Annotated in this window: 18 protein-coding genes; 9 read left to right on the top strand and 9 right to left on the bottom strand. The window is 69.5% G+C overall.

The features are described 5' to 3' along the window. The first annotated feature begins 163 nt into the window (after positions 1 to 163). Positions 164 to 868, top strand: a complete 705-nt coding sequence (locus tag NL1_RS06220; RefSeq protein ID WP_067835257.1) for a serpin family protein — start codon at positions 164 to 166, stop codon at positions 866 to 868. Here the strand turns inward: NL1_RS06220 and NL1_RS06215 are convergent. Further along, positions 819 to 1,169: a hypothetical protein gene (locus NL1_RS06215; protein ID WP_067835255.1), complete on the bottom strand. Its 351-nt coding sequence runs from the start codon at positions 1,167 to 1,169 to the stop codon at positions 819 to 821. The genes NL1_RS06220 and NL1_RS06215 overlap by 50 nt on opposite strands. A 201-nt stretch (positions 1,170 to 1,370) precedes the next feature. Between NL1_RS06215 and NL1_RS06210 the strand changes: the two genes are divergently transcribed. The 7 genes from NL1_RS06210 to NL1_RS06180 all read left to right on the top strand — a co-directional run bounded on the left by NL1_RS06210 (position 1,371) and on the right by NL1_RS06180 (position 9,079). After that, the gene (locus NL1_RS06210; RefSeq protein ID WP_067835253.1) at positions 1,371 to 2,717 is read left to right on the top strand and encodes a cytochrome P450; all 1,347 of its coding nucleotides are present in this window, start codon (positions 1,371 to 1,373) and stop codon (positions 2,715 to 2,717) included. Then, on the top strand, positions 2,714 to 3,622 hold the full coding sequence (locus NL1_RS06205; protein WP_067835251.1) for an alpha/beta fold hydrolase: 909 nt from the start codon (positions 2,714 to 2,716) through the stop codon (positions 3,620 to 3,622). The genes NL1_RS06210 and NL1_RS06205 overlap by 4 nt, the downstream gene beginning before the upstream one ends. Continuing rightward, on the top strand, positions 3,606 to 4,463 hold the full coding sequence (locus NL1_RS06200; protein ID WP_067835249.1) for an SDR family NAD(P)-dependent oxidoreductase: 858 nt from the start codon (positions 3,606 to 3,608) through the stop codon (positions 4,461 to 4,463). The genes NL1_RS06205 and NL1_RS06200 overlap by 17 nt, the downstream gene beginning before the upstream one ends. After that, positions 4,460 to 5,953 carry a flavin-containing monooxygenase gene (locus NL1_RS06195; protein WP_067835247.1) on the top strand — a complete coding sequence of 498 codons (1,494 nt, stop codon included), beginning with the start codon at positions 4,460 to 4,462 and terminating at the stop codon, positions 5,951 to 5,953. The genes NL1_RS06200 and NL1_RS06195 overlap by 4 nt, the downstream gene beginning before the upstream one ends. Positions 5,954 to 5,963: 10 nt before the next feature. Continuing rightward, positions 5,964 to 6,599 carry a TetR/AcrR family transcriptional regulator gene (locus tag NL1_RS06190; protein WP_245673108.1) on the top strand — a complete coding sequence of 212 codons (636 nt, stop codon included), beginning with the start codon at positions 5,964 to 5,966 and terminating at the stop codon, positions 6,597 to 6,599. 161 nt (positions 6,600 to 6,760) lie between these two features. Then, positions 6,761 to 8,095, top strand: a complete 1,335-nt coding sequence (locus NL1_RS06185) for a lipase family protein (RefSeq protein ID WP_156094682.1) — start codon at positions 6,761 to 6,763, stop codon at positions 8,093 to 8,095. A gap of 225 nt (positions 8,096 to 8,320) precedes the next feature. After that, on the top strand, positions 8,321 to 9,079 hold the full coding sequence (locus NL1_RS06180) for an LppU/SCO3897 family protein (RefSeq protein ID WP_156094681.1): 759 nt from the start codon (positions 8,321 to 8,323) through the stop codon (positions 9,077 to 9,079). A gap of 351 nt (positions 9,080 to 9,430) precedes the next feature. Here NL1_RS06180 and NL1_RS06175 read toward each other — a convergent pair whose 3' ends face one another. The 5 genes from NL1_RS06175 to NL1_RS06155 all read right to left on the bottom strand — a co-directional run bounded on the left by NL1_RS06175 (position 9,431) and on the right by NL1_RS06155 (position 16,614). Then, entirely contained in the window at positions 9,431 to 10,021 is a 591-nt protein-coding gene (locus NL1_RS06175) for a QsdR family transcriptional regulator (protein WP_067835241.1), read from the bottom strand. A 113-nt stretch (positions 10,022 to 10,134) separates the two neighbouring features. Then, positions 10,135 to 11,343, bottom strand: a complete 1,209-nt coding sequence (locus tag NL1_RS06170) for a lipase family protein (protein ID WP_067835239.1) — start codon at positions 11,341 to 11,343, stop codon at positions 10,135 to 10,137. A gap of 204 nt (positions 11,344 to 11,547) precedes the next feature. After that, complete coding sequence (locus NL1_RS06165; RefSeq protein WP_067835325.1) at positions 11,548 to 13,206, bottom strand: long-chain fatty acid--CoA ligase; 1,659 nt, start codon at positions 13,204 to 13,206, stop codon at positions 11,548 to 11,550. Positions 13,207 to 13,327: 121 nt separating this feature from the next. After that, the gene (locus tag NL1_RS06160) at positions 13,328 to 15,025 is read right to left on the bottom strand and encodes an aldehyde dehydrogenase family protein (protein WP_067835237.1); all 1,698 of its coding nucleotides are present in this window, start codon (positions 15,023 to 15,025) and stop codon (positions 13,328 to 13,330) included. Then, on the bottom strand, positions 15,022 to 16,614 hold the full coding sequence (locus NL1_RS06155; protein WP_067835235.1) for a GMC family oxidoreductase: 1,593 nt from the start codon (positions 16,612 to 16,614) through the stop codon (positions 15,022 to 15,024). The genes NL1_RS06160 and NL1_RS06155 overlap by 4 nt, the downstream gene beginning before the upstream one ends. Positions 16,615 to 16,768: 154 nt before the next feature. Here NL1_RS06155 and NL1_RS06150 point away from each other — a divergent pair, with 154 nt between their 5' ends. Then, positions 16,769 to 17,962, top strand: a complete 1,194-nt coding sequence (locus NL1_RS06150; protein ID WP_067835234.1) for a PucR family transcriptional regulator — start codon at positions 16,769 to 16,771, stop codon at positions 17,960 to 17,962. A 51-nt stretch (positions 17,963 to 18,013) separates the two neighbouring features. Here the strand turns inward: NL1_RS06150 and NL1_RS06145 are convergent, their stop codons facing one another. The 3 genes from NL1_RS06145 to NL1_RS06135 all read right to left on the bottom strand — a co-directional run bounded on the left by NL1_RS06145 (position 18,014) and on the right by NL1_RS06135 (position 20,192). Further along, the gene (locus tag NL1_RS06145; protein WP_067835232.1) at positions 18,014 to 18,862 is read right to left on the bottom strand and encodes an LLM class flavin-dependent oxidoreductase; all 849 of its coding nucleotides are present in this window, start codon (positions 18,860 to 18,862) and stop codon (positions 18,014 to 18,016) included. A 199-nt stretch (positions 18,863 to 19,061) separates the two neighbouring features. Continuing rightward, on the bottom strand, positions 19,062 to 19,772 hold the full coding sequence (locus NL1_RS06140; protein ID WP_067835230.1) for an esterase/lipase family protein: 711 nt from the start codon (positions 19,770 to 19,772) through the stop codon (positions 19,062 to 19,064). Positions 19,773 to 19,811: 39 nt separating this feature from the next. After that, positions 19,812 to 20,192 (bottom strand): hypothetical protein, encoded by a 381-nt coding sequence (locus NL1_RS06135; RefSeq protein WP_156094680.1) that lies wholly within the window; start codon positions 20,190 to 20,192, stop codon positions 19,812 to 19,814. Between the last annotated feature and the right edge of the window lie 31 nt (positions 20,193 to 20,223).

Below are 20,223 nucleotides of genomic sequence, written 5' to 3'. Positions count from 1 at the left end.
TCGATCGACATCCGCGCCGATCTTTTTTCGACTCTTTTCTCGACGGTCGCGGGCAGCATATGGCGGGCCGTCCGCGGATGCGGAACGCTCGGCGTCCTCGAACGGTGCGGCCCGGCGGACGACGAGCCCGTAGCGATCCGCGGGAAATCCGTATTGTGGTGCGGTGCAGACCTTTTTGACGCCGCACGTCGGCGCAGTCAACGATCTGACCGCGCGGTGGTGTGCCGCGGCGGGCGACGACGACTTCGTCGTCTCCGGAGCCGGGCTGTGGCCCCTGCTCGCCCTGCTGGCCGCCGCGGCCGACGGACCCGCGCGATCGGAACTGGAGGCCGCCGTCGGCCTGCCCGCCGAGGCGGCGCAGGAGGCGGCCCTGCGGACGCTCGACGTTCTCGCGGGCGCCGTCGACCTGTCCGCCGCGCTCGGCATCTGGATCCGCAAAGACCTTCCGCTCCACGATGATTGGCTGGGCGCACTGCCGGTCGGCACGGTCGACCTGCTGACCGGGCAGCCCGCGCTGGACGAGTGGGCGCGGCGGCACACCAACGGGTTGATCGAACAGTTTCCACTGCACGTCACCCCCAGCACGCTGCTGGTACTGGCCACCGCGCTGGCCGCCAAGACGAGCTGGCGACAGCCGTTCCACAACGCCGTCCTGTCGCCGGAGACCGGCCCGTGGCGCGGACGCAGGCTCACCGCCCGAGCGGGTTGGCCGTGGTCGCGGGCTGGGTCGCCAACGCCGCCGACGCTGCACCGCCGAGTACGGCGCCCATACCGGTTCCCGGATTCGGGCGGTGATCGCGACCGCGGCGTCCGGGGCCTCAGTCGGCTTTCCCGCGGCCGACGCGCAGGCGTCGCGCCCGCCAGGTGATCGTCGCCGCTACCGTCCGCAGCTCACCTGACAGCAGGAACGCCTGCACCAGCCCCTCCACCTCGTCCAGCACCGCACCGTCCGGCCCGCACACCAGGCAGTGATACCAGCACCGGCCGCGGTGCAGGCCGCCCGCGCCCGGCCCGAGCAGGTCACGGTAGATCCGCGTCGCCAGTTCGGACAGCGCCGCCGCGGTCTGCGCGGGCGTGCCGGTGTTGCTGATCCGCCACCACTGCTCGTCCAACCGGCCCGGCAGCGAGATCTCGACCACGTAAGTCAGCTCCGAGCTCGGATCACCCATAGCAAGCAATGGTGCCCAGCGGAGACCGTCCCGTTCGTCAACGACGCGCCGTCCGGGACTCGGCCCCCGGTCAGCGCGGCCTTCAGCGCGCACGCACTTCGATCCCACCTTCGCCGGTCCCCGATGTGACTCTTGCCACACACTGGTACATGCGCGTACCGTGCTGGTGGTACGCCGAAGTACCACGCTGGGAGATGGCGCATGAGCACAGTGCAACTGCCCGAAGGACCATCCACGCCGCCGATCGTGCAGAGTCTCACGATCGTGGCGGGCCGAACCCGAGCCTGGCGCCACTGGCACCGGAAGTACGGTTCCGCGTTCACGATCTACATGCCCCGGTTCGGCCGCACCGTGGTGATCTCCGAGCCCGCCGAGGTCAAGGCGCTGTTCACCGCGAGCAGCGATGTCGCGGACAACCTCGACGTCAACCTCGGCCAATTCCTCGGTCCCGGTTCGCTGTTCGCGCTGAGCGGGACCGAACACCGCAAACAGCGCAAGCTCCTCACCCCGCCCTTCCACGGCAGGCGGCTGGCGGTGTACGAAGCGCTGATCGAGGAGGAAACCGAACGCGAGCTGGCGACCTGGCCGTCGGGTGTCGAGTTCGCGACGATGGACTCGATGATGCGGATCACCCTGAACGTGATCCTGCGCGCGGTCTTCGGTGCGGAGGGCCGGGAGTTCGAGGAGCTGCGCGCGCTGTTGCCTCGGCTGGTCCTCGTCGGGTCCGCGCTGGCGGCGCTGCCCGTGCCTCGGAGGTTCCTCGGCCGCTACGGGCCGTGGGCTCGTTTCATCGCGTACCGCGGGCGCTACGACGAGATCGTGGCGCGCCTCATCGCCCGCGCCGCCGCCGACCCCGATCTCGGCGACCGCGACGACGTCCTGTCGATGATGTTGCAGGCTCGCTACGACGACGGCTCCGCGATGACACAGAGCGAGATCGCCGACGAACTGCTCACCCTGCTCACCGCCGGGCACGAGACCACCGCAACCACGCTGGCCTGGACCGTGGAGCGGTTGCGCAGGCATCCGGAAGTGTTGCGGCGCTTGGTCACCGAGGTCGATGCGGGCGGCTCGGAGCTGCGCGAGGCAACCCTGCTCGAGGTGCAGCGCGTCCGGCCGGTGATCGACGCGACGGCGCGCAAGGTGCGCGCGGAGTCGATGCCGTTGGGGCGCTGGACGCTTCCGAAGGGCCAGAACGTGCTGGTGAGCATTCGGCTGATGCACGACAACGAGGAACTCTTCCCCAGGGCGCGCACCTTCGACCCGGACCGGTTCGTCGGCGTGCGGCCCGGCACCTTCACCTGGATCCCGTTCGGCGGCGGTTCGCGTCGCTGCATCGGCGCGGCCTTCGCCACGATGGAGATGAACGTCGTCCTGCGCACGCTGCTCAGGGATTTCACGCTGGAGACGACCGACGCGCCGGACGAGCGCGCACACTTCCGCGGCGTGGCGCTGGTTCCCGCCAAGAAGGGCCGGGCGGTCGTGCGCAGGCGAACGCCGCACCCCGCGGCCCCGGCCGACGCGCAGGCCGCCGAGGTGACGGCATGACCGCTCACCTCGTCGACGTCGGGCGCGGCGTCCGGCTCGCCTATCAGCGTCTCGGCGATCCCGAAGGCACGCCGCTCGTCCTGATCGCCGGGCTCGGCCAGCAGATGCACGCGTGGCCCGACGGTCTGTGCCGCCTGCTCACCGAACGCGGCTATTCCGTGCTCCGCTTCGACAACCGCGATGTCGGCGAGTCCACGCACGGCACCTTCCCGCCACCGAGTTCGCTCGACTTCCTGCGCAAGCGATGGCATCCCGCCCAGTACGAGCTGCGCGACATGGCCGCCGACACCATCGGTTTGCTCGATGCGCTCGACCTGGATGTCGTGCACCTGGTCGGCATGTCGATGGGCGGCATGATCGCGCAGACCGTCGCCGCACGCCATCCACAGCGGGTCGCTTCTCTGACCTCCCTCATGTCCACGACGGGCGCGCCGCGCGTCGGGCGCCCGGCGCTCTCGACGTGGCGGCGGATGTTCGGGAGACCGCCGCGCACCCGCGACGAGCACGTCGACGCCGCCGTCCGCATGTTCCGGCACATCGGATCCGCGGGCTATCCGTTCGACGAGGCCGCGGTGCGCGAGGCGGCGGCGATCACGTGGGATCGCGATCCGCGGCCCGCGGCAGGCGTCGGCCGCCAGCTCGCGGGAATCCTCCTGTCCGGCGACCGAACTCGCGAACTGGCCGCGGTGACCGCGCCGACGCTGGTGCTGCACGGCGATCGCGACCTCATGGTCGCGCCCACCGGCGGCGCGGTCACCGCGCGGGCCATCGCGGGCGCTCGCCTGCACACACTGACCGGCATGGGCCACGACCTGCCCGAGGGCGTCTGGCCGACGCTCGCCGACCTCATCGACGACCACATCCGCACCGCAGCCACCAGGAGCACCGATGCCCCGAAACGCTAGACCACTGTCCGGTCACCCGGCGATGATCACCGGCGCCGCCTCCGGCATCGGACGCGCACTCGCCCAGCATCTCTCCCACGGCGGGTCACCGGTCGCCATCGCCGACATCGACGCGGCAGGCCTGAAGGAGACCGCCGCCTCGCTCGCAGGCCCCGTGCTCACCCGGGTGCTCGACGTCCGCGACGCGACCGACCAGCGCGCCTTCGCCGACGAGGTCCGCGAGTGGCTGCCCGCGCCCTTGGCCGCGGTGTTCAACAACGCGGGCGTCGCGGTGTCCGCGTCGGTGCTCGACGCGGACGCCGAGGACGACGACTGGTTGCGCAGCATCAACTTCGACGGCGTGGTCAACGGCACGCGCGCCTTCCTGCCACTGCTCGTCGAGCAGGACAGCGGCGTGATCGTCAATACGTCGAGTGTGTTCGGATTGGTCGGCATGCCGAACCAAAGCGCGTACTGCGCAGCGAAATTCGCGGTCCGCGGCTTCACCGACGCACTGCGCCAGGAACTTCGGGGCACCGGCGTCTCGGCGGTGACGGTGCATCCCGGCGGCATCACCACGAACATCGCGCGAAACGCCAGGGTGCGCAAGGATCCCGAAGGCCGCGGGCGCAGCAAGGAGCAGATGGCGGCCGAGTTCGAAGCGGTCACCCTGACCTCGCCGGAGAAGGCCGCCGACATCATCCGCCGCGGCGTCGAGCAGGGCAAGGCGCGCATCCTCGTCGGCCCGGACGCCTATCTGTTCGACGCGCTGGCACGGGTGACGCCCACCCACTACTACGCCGTGATCGCACTGCTCGAACGGCGGTTGCGCGCCAGGGGCCGGAGCGAGGCGCGGGCATGAACGAACATCTCGACGTGGTGATCGTCGGTGCCGGCCTGTCCGGCATCGGCGCGGCGCACCACCTGCAATCGGCCTTCCCCGATCGCGCGTACCTCGTGCTCGAGGCGCGCGAGTCGATCGGCGGCACCTGGGACCTGTTCCGCTATCCGGGCGTGCGGTCGGATTCGGATATGCACACCCTCGGCTACCGGTTCCGGCCCTGGACCGACGCCAAGGCCATCGCCGACGGACCCGCGATTCTCGACTACGTGCGCGCGACCGCGGCCGACGCGGGCATCGATCGCCGAATCCGCTTCGGGCACAAGGTCGTCGACGCCGCCTGGGACAGCGGCGCGGCGTGCTGGACGCTCACCGTCGAGCACGACGGGACGACGGTCACCATGACGTGCTCGTACCTGTACGTCTGCGGCGGCTACTACCGCTACGACAGCGGCTACACCCCCGAGTTCGCGGGCATCGAGGATTTCCGCGGCCGGGTCGTGCACCCGCAGCACTGGCCCGACGACCTCGACCACGCGGGCAGTCGCGTCGTCGTGATCGGCAGCGGCGCGACGGCGGTGACCCTGGTCCCGGCCTTGGCACAGACCGCGGCCCACGTGACCATGCTGCAACGGTCGCCCACCTACATCCTGTCCGTCCCCACCGTGGACGTTGTGGCCACCCGGCTGCGGGAGCTGCTCGGCTCGCGGCGCGCCTACGCCGTCACCCGGTGGAAGAACGTGCTCATCAGCACGCTCATCTACCAGCTGAGCCAGCGGCGGCCCGCAATGATGCGCAAATTCATCCGCGAGCAGACGATCAAGCAGCTGCCCGAGGGCTACGAGGTGGACGTCCACTTCAACCCGGCCTACGGTCCGTGGGACCAGCGGCTGTGCTTGGTCCCGGACGGCGATCTGTTCCGGGCGATCGGCGACGGCAACGCGGCGATCGTCACCGACCGGATCGAGCGGTTCACCGAGCGGGGGCTGCTGCTGGCCTCCGGCGCGGAAGTCGCGGCCGACATCGTGGTGACCGCGACGGGTCTGCAATTGCACGCCCTCGGCGGCATCCGGCTCACCGTCGACGGACGGGAGGTTCCGTTGCCGCAGACCATGACCTACAAGGGCATGATGCTCGGCGGGGTGCCGAATTTCGCGTTCACCATCGGCTACACGAACGCGTCGTGGACGTTGAAGGCCGATCTGGTCGCCGAGTACGTCTGCCGGCTGCTGCGGCACATGGACGCGCACGGCTACGACCGGTGTGTGCCGGTGCCCGATCCGGCGATCGGCACCAGACCGCTGCTGGATTTCCAGGCGGGCTATGTCCTGCGTTCGCTGGACCGGTTCCCGAAGGCGGGATCGCGTGCACCGTGGCGGCTCGGCATGAACTACGCCCAGGACGTGCTCACCCTGCGGCACGGCCGGATCGAGGACGGCACCCTGCGGTTCGCGCGGGCGACGCCGCGCCGCGCCGCATCCGAGGTGATGGCGCGGCCCACCGGTCACTAACCTGGTCGATGTGACCCGCGCCGAGCCCGTCCCCACCACCGCCGCCGAGGCCGCACCGGAATCCGGTTTCCGGCGCAGGCTCCTCGACGCAATGGCGGAGGCGGTGCGCGAGCGCGGGTACCGCGACGCCACGGTGGCCGACGTGGTCCGGACCGCGCGCACCTCGCGGCGGACCTTCTACGAGCACTTCACCAGCAAGCAAGACTGCTTCATCGCGCTGCTGACCGAGCGGAACAGCCAGACCATCCGGCAGATCTACGATGCCGTCGATCCGGGAGCGCCCTGGCGCACCCAGGTCCGCCAGGCCATCGAGGCGTGGCTGAGCGCGTCGAAGACCGACCGGACGATCACTCTGGCCTGGATCCGCGACACCCCCGCCCTCGGTGAGAGCGCGCGGCAACTGCATCGCGACGCCGCCGACGCGTTCATCGCGTTGATCCAGAACCTCACTTCCACACCGGAATTCGGCGCGCCGGGCGTGCATCCCGCGACGCGGAGGACGGCCACCTTCCTGTACGGCGGATTTCGCGAACTCATCGCCTCCACCGTCGAGGACGGCGAGGACATCTCCGATATCACGGAGGTGGCCGTGGAGACCGCCATCGCCCTGCTGGGTCCGCGCTACGAATCCGAGGGCCGCGACTAGCACCCTGTCACGGCGCCCATGCTGGTGCTGTTGTGCACATGCACAACTGACGTGACGGCAGACCTGTCGGTCTGGCGGTAGGCAGTCGCCGATTTCTCGCGTGAAATGGTCCTCAATCGCGGCCGTGACTCAGACGGCCGGTCGAACGAATGGACGCTTCGATGAGGAAGAGCCTGCTTCGGCAGCTGCTTGCGGTGTATTCGTCGGTGTGCTTGTCGACACTCGGCGCAGGTGTGGTCGCCGCGGAACCGGGCTTTCCGCCCGCGTTTCCGCCGGATCAGAATCAACTGCCGCGGCTGCCGTCGGAACCGCAGCTGTACGACATGCTGCCGATTCTCCCGCCGGACCGCGACCCGTGGTACAACGATCCGCCGGACCTGGCCGCCTACCAGCCCGGCCAGATCGTGCGCACCAGGGAGGTGCAGACCCGGCTGCTCGGCATTCCCTTTCCGGTCTACACCAAGCAGATCCTGTTCCGCACCAACGACGTCCACGACAACCCGATCGTCACCGCCACCAGCGTGATCGTCCCCGGCATCCCCTGGCACGGCGGCCCGCGCCCGGTGCTGTCCTTCCAAGAGGCGATCGATGCCAGCGATTCGGCCTGCAACCCCTCCTACACCTTGCAGGTCGGAACGATGAAAGAGGCTGCACTGGCGCAGTTCTGGCTCGCGCAGGGCTTCGCGTTGAACGTGCCCGACTTCGACGGGAAGTTCAACACGTTCAACACCTACGACGAGGGCAAGATGGTCCTCGACAGCTTGCGCGCGCTGAAGAACGACCCGGCGCTCGGACTCGCCGATTCCGGCATCGCGCTGTACGGCTACTCCGGCGGCGGCTCCGGATCGCTGCGCGCCGCCGAGCTGCGCGCAAGCTACGCCCCCGACGTGCGGTTGCTCGGCACCACGATCGGCGGGACCCCCGGCAACCTCGTCGAGCTGGCCGAGTACGCGACCGCCAGGCAGCCCGGGTTGACCGGCACCAGCAGTTTCACCATGTGGCTCGGCCTCGCCTCCTTCGCCAAGGAGTACCCCGAGGCGTTCCGGGTCGACGACCTGCTCACGCCGGAGGGGCAGGCGATCGTCGCCGATCTCCAGAACCGCTGCGTGTACACCGCCGCCCTCACCGGCGCGTACCGGCCGATCAGCGAGTACTACCAGCCGGGCAAGTCGCTGGAGACCTCACCGGAGATTCTGCGCGTGCTCGCGGAGAACAGCCTCGGCAAACACATTCCGGACACGCCGATCCTCTGGTGGCACGGCGTGTGGGACGAACTGATCCCGCCCTCGACGGTGCTGCCGACCGTCGAATCCTATTGGGAGCGCGGCGCGGACCTGCGCTTCTACACGGTGCCGGTGCCCGAGCACATCACCAACGCGGCGACCGGCTGGATTCCCGCGGTCGCCTGGACGAGCGCGATCCTGCGCGGATTGCCGCCGGGACCGAAGTTCAATGCGGCCTTCCAGCCGCTTCCGCCGGGGTTCCCGGGCAGCTGAGTCGTCGCCTGCGCCACAGGAATTCAGTGGGCGCCTGACCCGCTCCGCCGCCGGGCGACCAAGGCGTGGGCGACGAATCACGGCCGACGGCACTGTGTTTGAATATTCGGTTATTCCGAAGAGCGGGGTCCGGGGGGAGCGCGATCAAATGGGTAACCGTTGTCGGCGATTCGCCCCGATTCGCCTGTCGCACACCCGGATTCCCTCTCACACAGATCGGTCTTCGTGTCCACAACTGAATCATCCGCGGGCGGCAACGGCATCTGGTGCCGGTACTGTGGTGCCACACCGGCGGCCCACGCCGTGTTCCGCGGTCATCGCGGGCTCGTCTTCGCCATGCAGCATCGCAGGGCGGAAGGCCCCTTCTGCCGCGACTGCGGTCTGGCCACCTACCGCCAGTTGACCGCGGACAGTCTCTGGCAGGGCTGGTGGGGCGTGTACTCCGTCGTGGTCAATCCTGGCGCCATGCTGGTCAACCTCTTCCACCGCGCCAAGATCACCGCGCTGGCGCCACCGAACCCGGACTCGCCCTACCGCCCCATGTCTCCCGGCAAACCGCTCTTTCTGCGCTGGGAGTTCGCGGGCATGGTGGTCCCGGTCGCGATCCTCGCGTTCGCGGCGCTCGCCATCGCGGAAGCCGCGTCGCCGCCGCCTCCGTCCCATGCGCAGAACTCCGACATCCCCGCGTGGGCGCTGGGCCCCACCGCACCGCCGACGGCCTCCCCCCGCTCGGCGGGCTACGCCCAGGCCGGTGAGTGCCTCCGGAACAAGAACACCGAGACATGGGTCGCCGACCGCCGCCCCGACGTCGACATCGTGCCGTGCACCGACCCGAAAGCGCAGGCAGAAGTCCTCGGCAGGGCGTTGCTCGGAGCTTGTGAGCTGGACTATCCCGACGCCGATTCCTCGCTGAGGTACTACTCCACCGGCCACCCTTCCGGCATGGACATCAGCGGCACCCTGTGCCTGCGCGTCATCCGTTGACCCGCGCACGGCCGAGGCGCCCGTCGCCTCGGCCGCCGCTGCTGTCCTCGGTAGGCGCCTGACCCGCTCCGCCGCCGGGCGACCGGGTCGTTCCGGGCCGCGCCGCCGCACGGCGTCGTGACCCTGGAGTGTTCGGATCCAGCGCTCGGAAATGATTACCCGCCAACGGAATACAACGGTCCCGACGACCCGCCGGGGCCGATGCCGAGCCCGGAACTCCAGCGAAACACGCCAGGCCACACAGATCGAATCGGCGATACCTGGGTCGGGACCGTCGGCCACGCTCGTGCGGCCCAGCCCTTCTCTGGGCGGGTGAACCTCTCCCGCTCACAGCCGGTCGAGCCGAGGAACTCACTCCGTACGGAGCACCCCTTCGACCAGGGCGGTGACCAAGGTCGAAGCCTTGGCGATGTTCGACTGCCGACCCGCCAAAAGGTCGGCGTACAACACGGATTCACCGAGCCGGACCACCGCGAACGCGAGCGTGCCCAGATCCACCGAGGGCCGCAGACCACCGTCGCGGACGTCGCGTTCCAGCAAATCCGTGATAGCGGTGATCATCCGGGGTTGCACCGCGCCCTCCGGATCGGTCAACGCCCGGATGGCCGCGATCGGCTCGTCGTCGAGCAGCTTCTGAAATCCGGTGTCGCGCCCGGTCCGCGCACAGTGATCGGTCACGATCCACATGCTGCGCAGGGCTCCGCCCTCGCCGCGCACGGCGTCTCCGTTCGCGCATCGCCAGCGGCCGATGGAGGATTCGAGGCTGCGCTCGTTCAGCCACCACAGCGCCTCGCTCAACAGCTGATCGCGGTTGCCGACGCGCCGGAACAACGTCACCCGCGAGATGTGCAGTTCGCCCGCAAGCACACCGAGATCGAGGCGCTTGCCCTCCTCGATCTCGGTTGCCGCGTACCGAATGATGTCGTCGCGTCCCACCGGCATAGCTCCCTACCGTAAGCGCACCGCACCCGCCCGAGGGAATCCGCGGGCCACCCGCGTCCGTCTGGGGTGAGCCGGGGGTGCCAGGCACACCCTCCGGCGCTCGCGCGGGCCGGTCAGCAATTGCTTTGGGCGGGGCGGCCTTCCAGTCGATCGGCGAGCCAGTCCATCGCGGGTCCGCCGCCCGCGACGGCGGCCGGTCCGTGCCCGGCCAGCGGATAGGTGTGCCACTCGACGGAGGCGCCGAGCGCGCACCAGTCCGACCGGAGCTGCTCGCCGAGCCCGTAGGGCACGACCTCGTCGGTGGTGCCGTGGTAGAGGTACACCGGAGCGGCGGGCGACCGAGTCCCGAGGCGGTCCTCCCCGAGGCGCCGCTGCCATTCCGGCGAGTCGATCGGATTGCGAGCGAGGAGATCCTCGAGCGTCCTCCCTCTGCTGGCGACGACGTTCTCCAGCACGCAGCCGCCGCGCAGCTTCTGGACGAGCGTGCGCCCCTCCCCCGTCAGGTACGAATCCAGCTTCAGCTCGGGATAGGCGGCGTCGTGGCCGATGCCGATCATCATCGAGAGCCCGACATTGCGTGCTTCCTGCCCTTTCCCGTCGGAGGCGCCCCGCAGGACGTCCGCGGGCACCCCACCGCTGGCGACGCCTTCGACCTGGAGTTCGGGCGCGTAGTCGCGGGCCAGCTCACCGGCCCACGCGCTGGCGTGACCGCCTTGGGAGTAGCCCATGATGCCCACCGGCGAGCTGGTCGTGACGCCCTCGCGCTGCGCCTCGGGCAGCCGCTGCGCGGCGCGGGCGGCGTCCAGCACCGCGTTACCCTCGGCGCGGCCGACGAGATAGGTGTGGTCACCGGGCGTGCCGAGCCCCGGGTAGTCGGTGATGACCACGGCCCAGCCGTGTTCGAGCGCTCTGGCGATCGCGGGCGCCTCGAGGGTGGCGCCCTTGGTGAGGGTGGCCGACGGCGCGCACTGGTCACCCATTCCGACGGTGCCCACCGCGTAAGTCACCAGCGGACGCGTTCCGGTCCGGCCGTCCTCGGGCACGATGACGGTGCCGGAGACGACGTCGGGCCGGCCGGTGGCGTCGGTCGAGTGATAGAGGATCTTCCACGCTCTGGTCCGGGTGGGAAGCACCGGCAGCACTCGGAAGGTGTACGGCTCGACGCCTGCCAAGTCCCCCGGACGCCCACCGGCGGTATCGGCGCCCTCCTGCCCCGCCGACGGGCCCGCACCGGTGACGTGCGCGAGAGCGCCGACCAACGCGACAACCGCCAGCGCGGCGAATCGATTGCGGCGGTATGGCTTTCGCCCGCTTCGTTTCATGGTTCTCCTCGAGATCACGGCTCGCGCCGATGGCGGGCGTCGCGCGGACGGATGGCGCCGATCCGTCCGACGCGAGGCGCCCGGACTCTCGTCATGAAACACCTGAGCGATCTGTTTCACAAGACTTGTACATCTCAGAGGGGAGGCGTACAGGCCCACGCCGCCGACGACCGACTGGTTCCGGCGGCGCGGGCGCCCGCGGCGCTAGTTCGCTTGCGCGAGACCCGGATTCGAGACCACGATGTCGAGTTCGTCGGCCGCGTAGCGGGCGCGAAGGACCTTCTTGTCGAACTTTCCGACGCTGGTCTTGGGGACCTCGGGCAGGAATGTCCAGCGTTCCGGCACTTGCCATTTCGCCACCTTGCCGGTGAGGAACTCGCGCAACGCGCCCGCGTCGGCCTCGACGCCGGAGCGCAACGTGGCGGCGACGACGGGGCGCTCGTCCCACTTCTCGTCGGGCACCCCGAACACCGCGGCCTCGACGACATCGGGGTGCGCCATGATCGCGTTCTCGAGTTCGACCGACGAGATCCATTCGCCGCCGGACTTGATGATGTCCTTGGCTCGATCGACCAGGGTCAGGTAGCCGTCGGCGGTGATGGTGCCGACGTCGCCGGTGCGCAGCCAGCCGTCACGGAACGCGTCGGAGCCGACCGTGCCCGCGTCCGGCGAGTAGTAGGAGGCGGTGATCCACGGCCCGCGAACCTCCAGCTCGCCCACCGCTTTTCCGTCATGCGGCAGCTCCGTGCCGTCGTCGCCGACGAGCCGGGCCTGCACCGGAGCGGGGAAGCGGCCCTGGGTGACTCGGTACGCGTAGGCCGCCTCGCCTTCGGCGCCGGGCGGCGGCCACGCGACGGAGCCCAGCGGCGAGGTTTCGGTCATGCCCCACGCCTGGATGATGCGTACCCCGTGGCGGTCCTCGAAGGCCCGCATCAGTTGCGGCGGCACGGCCGAGCCGCCGACCACGACCGCCCGCAGATGGCCGAGGTCCTGCGGGGCGGCGTCGACCGCGGCGAGCACGCCGGTCCACACCGTCGGAACGGCGGCGGCGAAATTGGGGCGTTCGGCCGCCATGAGCTCCAGCAGCGGCGACGGCTGCAGGAATCGATCGGGCATCACCAGCGAGGCGCCCGCCATGAGCGCCGCATAGGGCAGGCCCCAGGCGTTGGCGTGGAACATGGGCACGATCGCCAGCACCCGATCCCCCGCCTCGATGCCCATCCCGTCGGCGGTGCAGGCGTGCATGGAGTGCAACCAGTTCGAACGGTGCGAATAGACAACACCTTTCGGGTCGCCGGTGGTGCCGGAGGTGTAGCACATCGCGGCGGCGGACCGCTCGTCCAGCACCGGGAAGTCGAACGTGGCCGGGTACGCGGCGAGCAACGTGTCCAGGTCGTGGACCGCGACGCCCTCGGGCGCATGCAACGCCGACGCATCACCGTTGGCGACGATGACGTGGCGGACGGTACGCAACCGCGGCAGCACCTGCGCGAAGGCGGGCGCCAGCGATCCGTCGACGATCACCACCTTGTCGGCCGCGTGATCGGCCACGTAGACGATCTGTTCCGGGAAGAGCCGGATATTGAGGGTGTGCAGCACCGCGCCCATGGCGGGCACGGCGCAGTAGGCAACGAGGTGTTCGTTGTTGTTCCACATGAACGTGCCCACCCGGTCGCCGCGGCCGACTCCCAGTGCGGTGAGTGCGTGGGCGAGCTGGGCCGCCCGCTCGCCGAGTTCGCGGTAGGTCAGCACGCGCGACTCGCTGCCCGTCCAGGTGCGGACGGTGGCGTCGGCGTGCACCGTGGTGGCGTAGCGCAGCAGCGTCGCCAGAGAGAGCGGTTCGTCCTGCATGGTGCTCGGCATCGGCAGGTCGTAATCGTGGTAAGCCATTGTGTACTGGTCTTTCTCGAAGAATGCCCGCCGCACGGGAGCACCCGTGAGCCCGGGCCGAAGCTGTCGCTGCGACCCGAGCTCACCGGTGTGCTCAGCCGCGCAGCGCGGAGGCGAAGATCGGCGGCAGGGCGGCGACGCCGGGGTTCTTCGCGAAGTCGGTCAGGCGCCGCAAGGTCGTGGCGCCGGTGCGGTTGGTGACGAACCACGGCGGCTTCGGCGAGAGACTGAATTCGCCGTGCAGCAGCGACCGAGGCGAGGGGCGGAACGGGCCGCGCACCACGGTGCGTTCCGGTTCGGCGATCAGCAAGGCGTTGTGCACGACGCCGATTCCGCTCTGGACGTCGGTCAGGGTGTGCCCGGGGAAGGCGCCCCACGACGCGCGGGCGGTGAGGTAGCCCAGGCCGGTCCATGCGTTGACGGCGATGGTGCCGTAGCGCAGTTCGGCGACAGCCGCGTCGAATCGCCCGCCCAGCTGTTTCATGGTGGCGGGGTGGGCGATGATGTTCGCGCCGAGCGTGCCCTCGAACTCCTCGTTGCACACACTGACCGCCTGTGCCAGGAATTCGGCTGCGTCACCGGGCAATTCGAGCACGCCCAGCACCGGGGCGAAGTATTCGGTGTGCAGCGCGGATTCGTTGCGATCCGGCGTCAGGCCCTCGATGAGCGTGCGCGCACCGATCGCCTGCGCCTGCGGATAGCTCCGGCGCGCGCCCGCGACGCGGTCCGCCGATCCGGGGTAATAGTCCGGCCGCTGCGGCGCACGGCCGATCGCCGCGCGGAGTTCGTCGAGAAACTTCTCCTTCTGTGGCCAGTCCGCGGAGATCACCACCACCTGCGCGGCGATGCAGTTGTACCCGTTGTTGTGCAGTCGCTGCGTGGCCACGTGCTCGGCCTGGAAGCGCAGGTCCGCCTTCGACCAGCGACCGGGCACCACGATGGTGGGCGAGACGCCGCCGAGCTCGCTGGTGATCGGCTTCGTCAGCTTGGGCGTACCGGCCGCCTTGTTCCGCTCGCCTTCGGCGCCTGCGCCGAACACGATGGCGTCGTGGGTGAGCGCGCTGCCGGTCATGTGAACCGCGTCCACGCCGGGGTGGTGCACCAGCGCGGATCCGACCTCCGGACCGCCGGTGATCAGCCGGAGGAATCCGCGCTCGATCGCCGGAGCGAAGATCTTCTCCAGCACCGGCAGCAACGGATCGGTGATCGGGTTGAGCTTCAGCGCCACCACCCGGTTGTCGGCGTAGAGCTGATACAGCACGTCCAGCGGGGCGATCGAGAAGATGTTGCCCGCGCCGAGCACGACGCCGACACCTCCCGTGCGGGCGGGAGTACGCTGCCCCAGTCCCGCACGAGCGCGGACGGATTCGGCGTCCACGCCGGGCCGCGTCCAGACTTCGGCACGAAAACCGTTGAGCAGCAGGGCATCGAACATGCCGTGCGGGAAGACATCGATGGCGGTGCGGCCGCCGGGCGCCGGACGCATCGGGTATCCGTCGACCGGACTGCGCCCTTCCTCCAGCGCCAGCAGCGATTCCGCGAGCGCCGCGGCGCCGGTGAGCAGGGAGTACGGTCCGCTGACCCATTCCTCACCCAGCAGGGGCGAATCCGGGGTCAGCTTCTTGATCCGGGCCGCGGCCTCGACCCACTCCTGCGCATGCTTCGCCGTATTGACGTGAATCTGGTCAAGCAGCAGCCTGCGCGCGGGCAACGAGGTTCGCGCCCATTCGTTTTCACCGCGTCGTAGTGCGGCGACGGCCGCCTCGACAGTTTCGGTCACGGTGGTGGTCACGCGTCGTTTCCTTCCGAATCGGCGTCCTCGAGGATCATGACGGCGGCCTTCTCGCCGATCATGATGGTGGGTGCGTTGGTGTTGCCTCGGACGACCGACGGCATCACCGAGGCGTCGGCCACGCGCAGACCGCGCAGGCCGAGCACGCGCAATCGCGGGTCGACGACGGCGCCGATGGCACAGGTCGAGGTGGGATGGTAGAGAGTCTGCGCGGTGCGGGCCGCGAAATCGAGCAGCTCGGAGTCGGAATCACCGGCCGGAGTGAGGAATTCGCCGGTGGTGAGTTCCCGTAGCGCGGGCTGATCGGCGATCTCGAGCGCGCTGCGCAGCCCGGCGAGGATGCTCTCGCGGTCGGCGTCGGTGCCGAGGTAGTTGTGCCGGATGCGCGGCGCCGTGCCGGGAGCCGCGGAACGCAGCGTGAGTTCGCCACGACTGGTCGGATTGATCAGACAGGGGCCGAACGCGTATCCGTGCTCGGTCGCGGCGCCCATGCCTTCGCCGTGGAAGAGCACCGGCGCCATGTGGAACTGGATGTCCGGCCCGGCGAGGCCGGCGCGGGTCTCGATGAATCCCCCGGCCTCGCCGATATTGGAGGTCAGGGGCCCGCGACCTGCTTCCTGCAGCAGCCCGAGGTTCTCCGGCGTGAGCGCGGTCATCAGCGACTCGTGATCGGTGCGGTAGTTGAGGAACACCGACAGGTGGTCCTGCATGTTCTGCCCGACCGGCAGGTCACGGACCGGCTCGATCCCGAACGCCGCCAGCTGTTCGGCCGGGCCGACCCCCGACAGCAGCAGCAACTGCGCCGATCCGTAGGCGCCCGCGGCCAGCACGACCTCACGCCGGGCGCGAATCTCTTCTGTGCTCCCGTCCCGGCTGATGACCACGCCGGTCGCGCGGCCGTTCTCGAACACCACGCGGTGCACAAGAGCCTCGGTGATCACGGTCAGGTTGGGGCGGGACGCGGCCGGATGCAGGTAACCGACGGCGGCGCTGCACCGCATGCCGTTGCGCTGTGTCACCTGGTAGCGGCCGACGCCCAGCTGCGTGGCCCCGTTGAAGTCGTCGTTGCGTGGGTGGCCCGCTTGTTCGGCGGCGCGCAGGAACGCTTCGGCCAGCGGATGCTCCGATCGGCTTTCGCTGACCGCCAACGGCCCGCCGGCACCGTGGTAGGCGTCCTTGCCGCGCTCGTTGTCCTCGGCCTTCAAGAAGTACGGAAGGACCTCGTCGTAGCTCCAACCGTCGGCGCCTGCCGCGGCCCACCCGTCGTAGTCGGCGCGCGCACCGCGGATGTAGATCATCGCGTTGATCGAACTGCACCCGCCGAGCACGCGCCCGCGCGGCAGGTAGGCGCGACGTGCGTACAGACCGGGTTCGGGTTCGGTGTCGTAATCCCAGTCGAGCGGGCTCTTGAACAGCGAAGGAAAGGCGACCGGCAGATGGATTTCGTCCGCGGTGTCCTGCGGCCCCGCTTCGATGACGGCCACACTGACCCGGGGGTCCTCGGACAATCGGCTGGCCAGCACGGATCCTCCGGATCCCGCGCCCACGACGACGTAGTCGTACACGGTCGGCACCTCTCTCGAGCTCATCCTGAAATCGGGGCACTATGACCCCGGTCACTGTCGCAGTCGATACTGCGGGCCGTGGGCATCCGTCCACCATGTGCGCGGGTTTGCCGATCGCGTCCACTCGACTGTGCACCAGCACAGTCACCATCCAGAGCGAATGCCTACCATCGAACCCATGACCGCGCTGATCGAGCCGCCCTCGAACGATTCCGCCGCCGTGGCGCGCACCCTGCTCGACGAGGTCGACGACCTGACCACCGAACTCGTCGGCCGCATTCGCACCGGCGACCACGCCTACGCGGAATCGACAGCGCTCACCGACGCCGAGCTGGGCTCGGTCGTCCGCGACAACCTCGTCTCGGTCCTCGGCCAGCTCTCCGGGAGCGGCGGGCGTCGTCTGCAGCCTGCCACCGTCGTCGGCCGTATCAAAGCCGAGCACGGCGTGCCCCTGGCCGCGGTGCTGCACGCGTACCGCTTGGCCGGACGGCTGCTGTGGGAGCGCGCGCTCATCACGTCGACCGGCACCAATCTCGACGTCCTACCGCAGCTCGGTTCGGAGATGTGGCGGATCATCGACGACTACTCGGGCGCGGCCGCCGAGGCGTACGGCGACTTCTTGACCGAACGAGTCCGCCGTGACGATTCCGAACGCCGCGCGCTGTTGCGCAGGCTGCTCGACGGCGACTCGAACGATCCGACCCAGCGCGACATCGCCCGCGCCCTGCACCTCCCCCCGCTGGGCAGCTTCCTCGTCGTGCACGCCGAAGCCAACCCCGAGGCATTGGCGCCGCTGCTGGGTATCGAGGACCGGTTCCGCGCCGAGTTCATCGAATCGATCTGGATCACCGAAGCCGGCGCCCGCATCGGCCTGCTCAGCCTGGCCACCGGACGCGTGCACGACCGGGTGCTCACCCGCCTTCGGGAACACGCGACCGGCCGCATCGGCGTGAGCGCCACGTTCTCGACCGCGGGACACGCCAGCACCGCACTGCGCGAGGCCGAACTGGCGGGCCGCTGCGCGCCACCCGGCGCCGCCACGGTCACCGTCTACGGCAACACGCCCATTCCGCTCGTTCTCGCGCACGCTCCGTCGGCGTCACAACGGCTGGCCGACGACGTCCTCGGGCCCGTTCTGGACCTGGCGCCCGAGGAACGCGACACCCTCCTCGACACGCTCGCCCTGTGGTTCGAATGCGGTGGTTCCAATACCGAAGTCGCGCAACGCCTGCACTACCACCGCAACACCATCCACTACCGGCTGCGCCGCATCGAAACCCTCACCGACCGCCGCTGCTCCGACCCGAAAGCGGCGGCCGAGCTGTACGTCGCCCTGACCGCCGTGCGGCTGGCCGGGCTGGACCGGTCCTGACGATTCCGGGCCCGCCGACGTCGCCGCCGACGGGCCCGGAGCGCCGGTGGGTCAGCCGATCACATCGGCGAGGCGGTCGACCTGTCCGGGATCGCCGCCATAGCAGTACAGCATCACCTCGTCCGCGCCGAGATCAGCGAATTGCCTGATCGTCGTGCGGATCTCGGCGGTGGTGGTGCGCAGGCCGGACACCATGTTGTCCGCCCAGCCGCTGAACTCGTAGTACGCGCCGATCGCCGCGCGGGCGTCGTCGATCACGTGCTGCGGGCCGAGGGCGACGTTGACCTGCGCGACGATCCGCGGTTCACCGTGGCGACCATGGTCGTGCCACGACTTGCGGACGGAGTCGAACAGGTCACCGGCCCAGTGCACCGGGAGCGCGGCGAGGAACCCGTCGCCCCAGCGGGCGACGCGTGCCAGCGCGGCGGGCTTGAAACCGCCGAAGAGGATCGGCGGCCCGCCCGGCCGGGTCGGTGCCGGGCCGATCGGCCCGCAGTCTGCGCCGAACGGCTCGCCGGACCACAGGCTGCGCAGGTGCGCGAGTTGTTCGTCCATCCGGCGGCCACGGGTGCGCAGCTCGGTACCAGCGGCCAGATGGTCGTCGGCGCGGCCGCCGACACCGAGCCCGAGCACCAGCCTGCCGCCGGACATCCGGTCCAGTGTCGCCACCTGTTTGGCGAGCAGCGCCGTGTCGCGCAGCGGGGCGAGCAGCACTTCGGTTTGCACCCGGACGCGACTGGTCGCTCCGGCGATGACCGACAGCGCGACCAGCGGTTCGGGATTGTCGTAGACGAGACGATCGAGCAAGCCGAGCGTGGAAAACGGTCCGGCGTCGGCACGCTGCGCCCAGTCGAGCAGGGTGATGGGATCGGCGATCGGCAATCCGAGTCCGATATGCATGGATTCCTCCAGGAAAACGGGTGGGCAAAATACACCGCCCACTCCATCGCCTGGCATCTTCGCGGCGTGGGCTCCCGTTCTGCGGCTGTACTTCTAGGGAGCGCCAATCGGATTACGGACACTATAGATTCGGCAGAAGCAATGCACAAACCAGAGGGTTCGCGGCGAAACAAGCTGCGCGGCAAGCATTGCCGTTCGATCAGGGGCAGCTGGTGGCCAAGGGGGCACCTCGCAACGCGGTGTCGATCAACTGCTGGAAGGCGGCGTCGATCGGTTCGTCGGCGTGGGACACCCGCCGCCCGGGGCAGAACGATTGCACGCTCGCGTTCGTCGCGCCGGGCAGCGGGTCCCGCTCCGCGCCCGCGTCCTCGGAGAACAGGTGGTAGGCGGGCAGACCGGGGGGAATCGCCGGTGCGGCGTTCAGCGCGGCGAGGAACGGCGAACCCGGGGTCAGATCGCGGCAGCCCGGGTAGAGCGGGGCGCACAGCAGGGCGAGCGCTTCGCCGTTCTCGGGGGTGCCGAAATCGACATACACGCCCACCGACGCGCGGCCGTCGAGGAACTTCACGTAGTGCCGCTGGGCGAGCCCGCCCAGCGAGTGGCCGACGAGATCCACTCGCGCCGAGCCGGTTTCGCGGCGGACCTCGGCCACCTTCTCGGCGACGGCGCGAGCCGAGTCGGCCAGCGGCGCGGTCGCCGAGGGCGCGCCGGGCAGCACCATCGCGTAGGCGGTGTAGCCACGCGCGCTCAGCCACGCCCGCAGCGTCTCGAGTTTGCCGACGTTCGCGTCGAACCCACCGACCACCAGGACGGGATTCACCACGGGGACGGCGGCCGCAGGCGCGACCGCGAGGCCCACGCACAGCGCGACCGGGGCCAGAAGGGCAAGCAGCTTGCGTACCGTATCCATCGACCTGCTTCCTCTAGGAGCGGGATGTCGATCGGGACGCTAGTCGCAGAGCTTCACCCAGTCGTTGTCCCGATCACGGTTGTCCCGTGCGAACAGCCCCGCATCGTCGACATACGGTACGGCCAAGTCGAAGTCACCGCTGCGGTAGATCAACCATTTGCGTTCCTTCCCGTTCAGCAGCTCGGCGTCCTCGGCGCCCTCGAGGAATCCGCTGAAGGAGAAGCTGTGACTTTCGCTCTCGATCTTGTTGTTGCTGATGTAGGCGTACTGGTAGGTGTAGGCGTAGAAGTAGCCCCACTCGTCCACCGTGCCGGAGCAGCTGCCTGAGTCCGAGCCCGAGTAGGACTCGGCCTGCGCCGTCCCCGCGCCCGCCGCCAGTACGACACTCGAAGCCAACAGTGTCAACAGAATTCGCTTCATCATTCCCACCCTCTTGGCGACGGACCCGATG

Origin of the sequence: Nocardia lijiangensis NBRC 108240, assembly GCF_001613045.1 — a bacterium.
In the GTDB taxonomy this organism is placed as follows: Bacteria; Actinomycetota; Actinomycetes; order Mycobacteriales; family Mycobacteriaceae; genus Nocardia; species Nocardia lijiangensis.
This window is presented reverse-complemented; position numbering and strand designations above follow the sequence as displayed.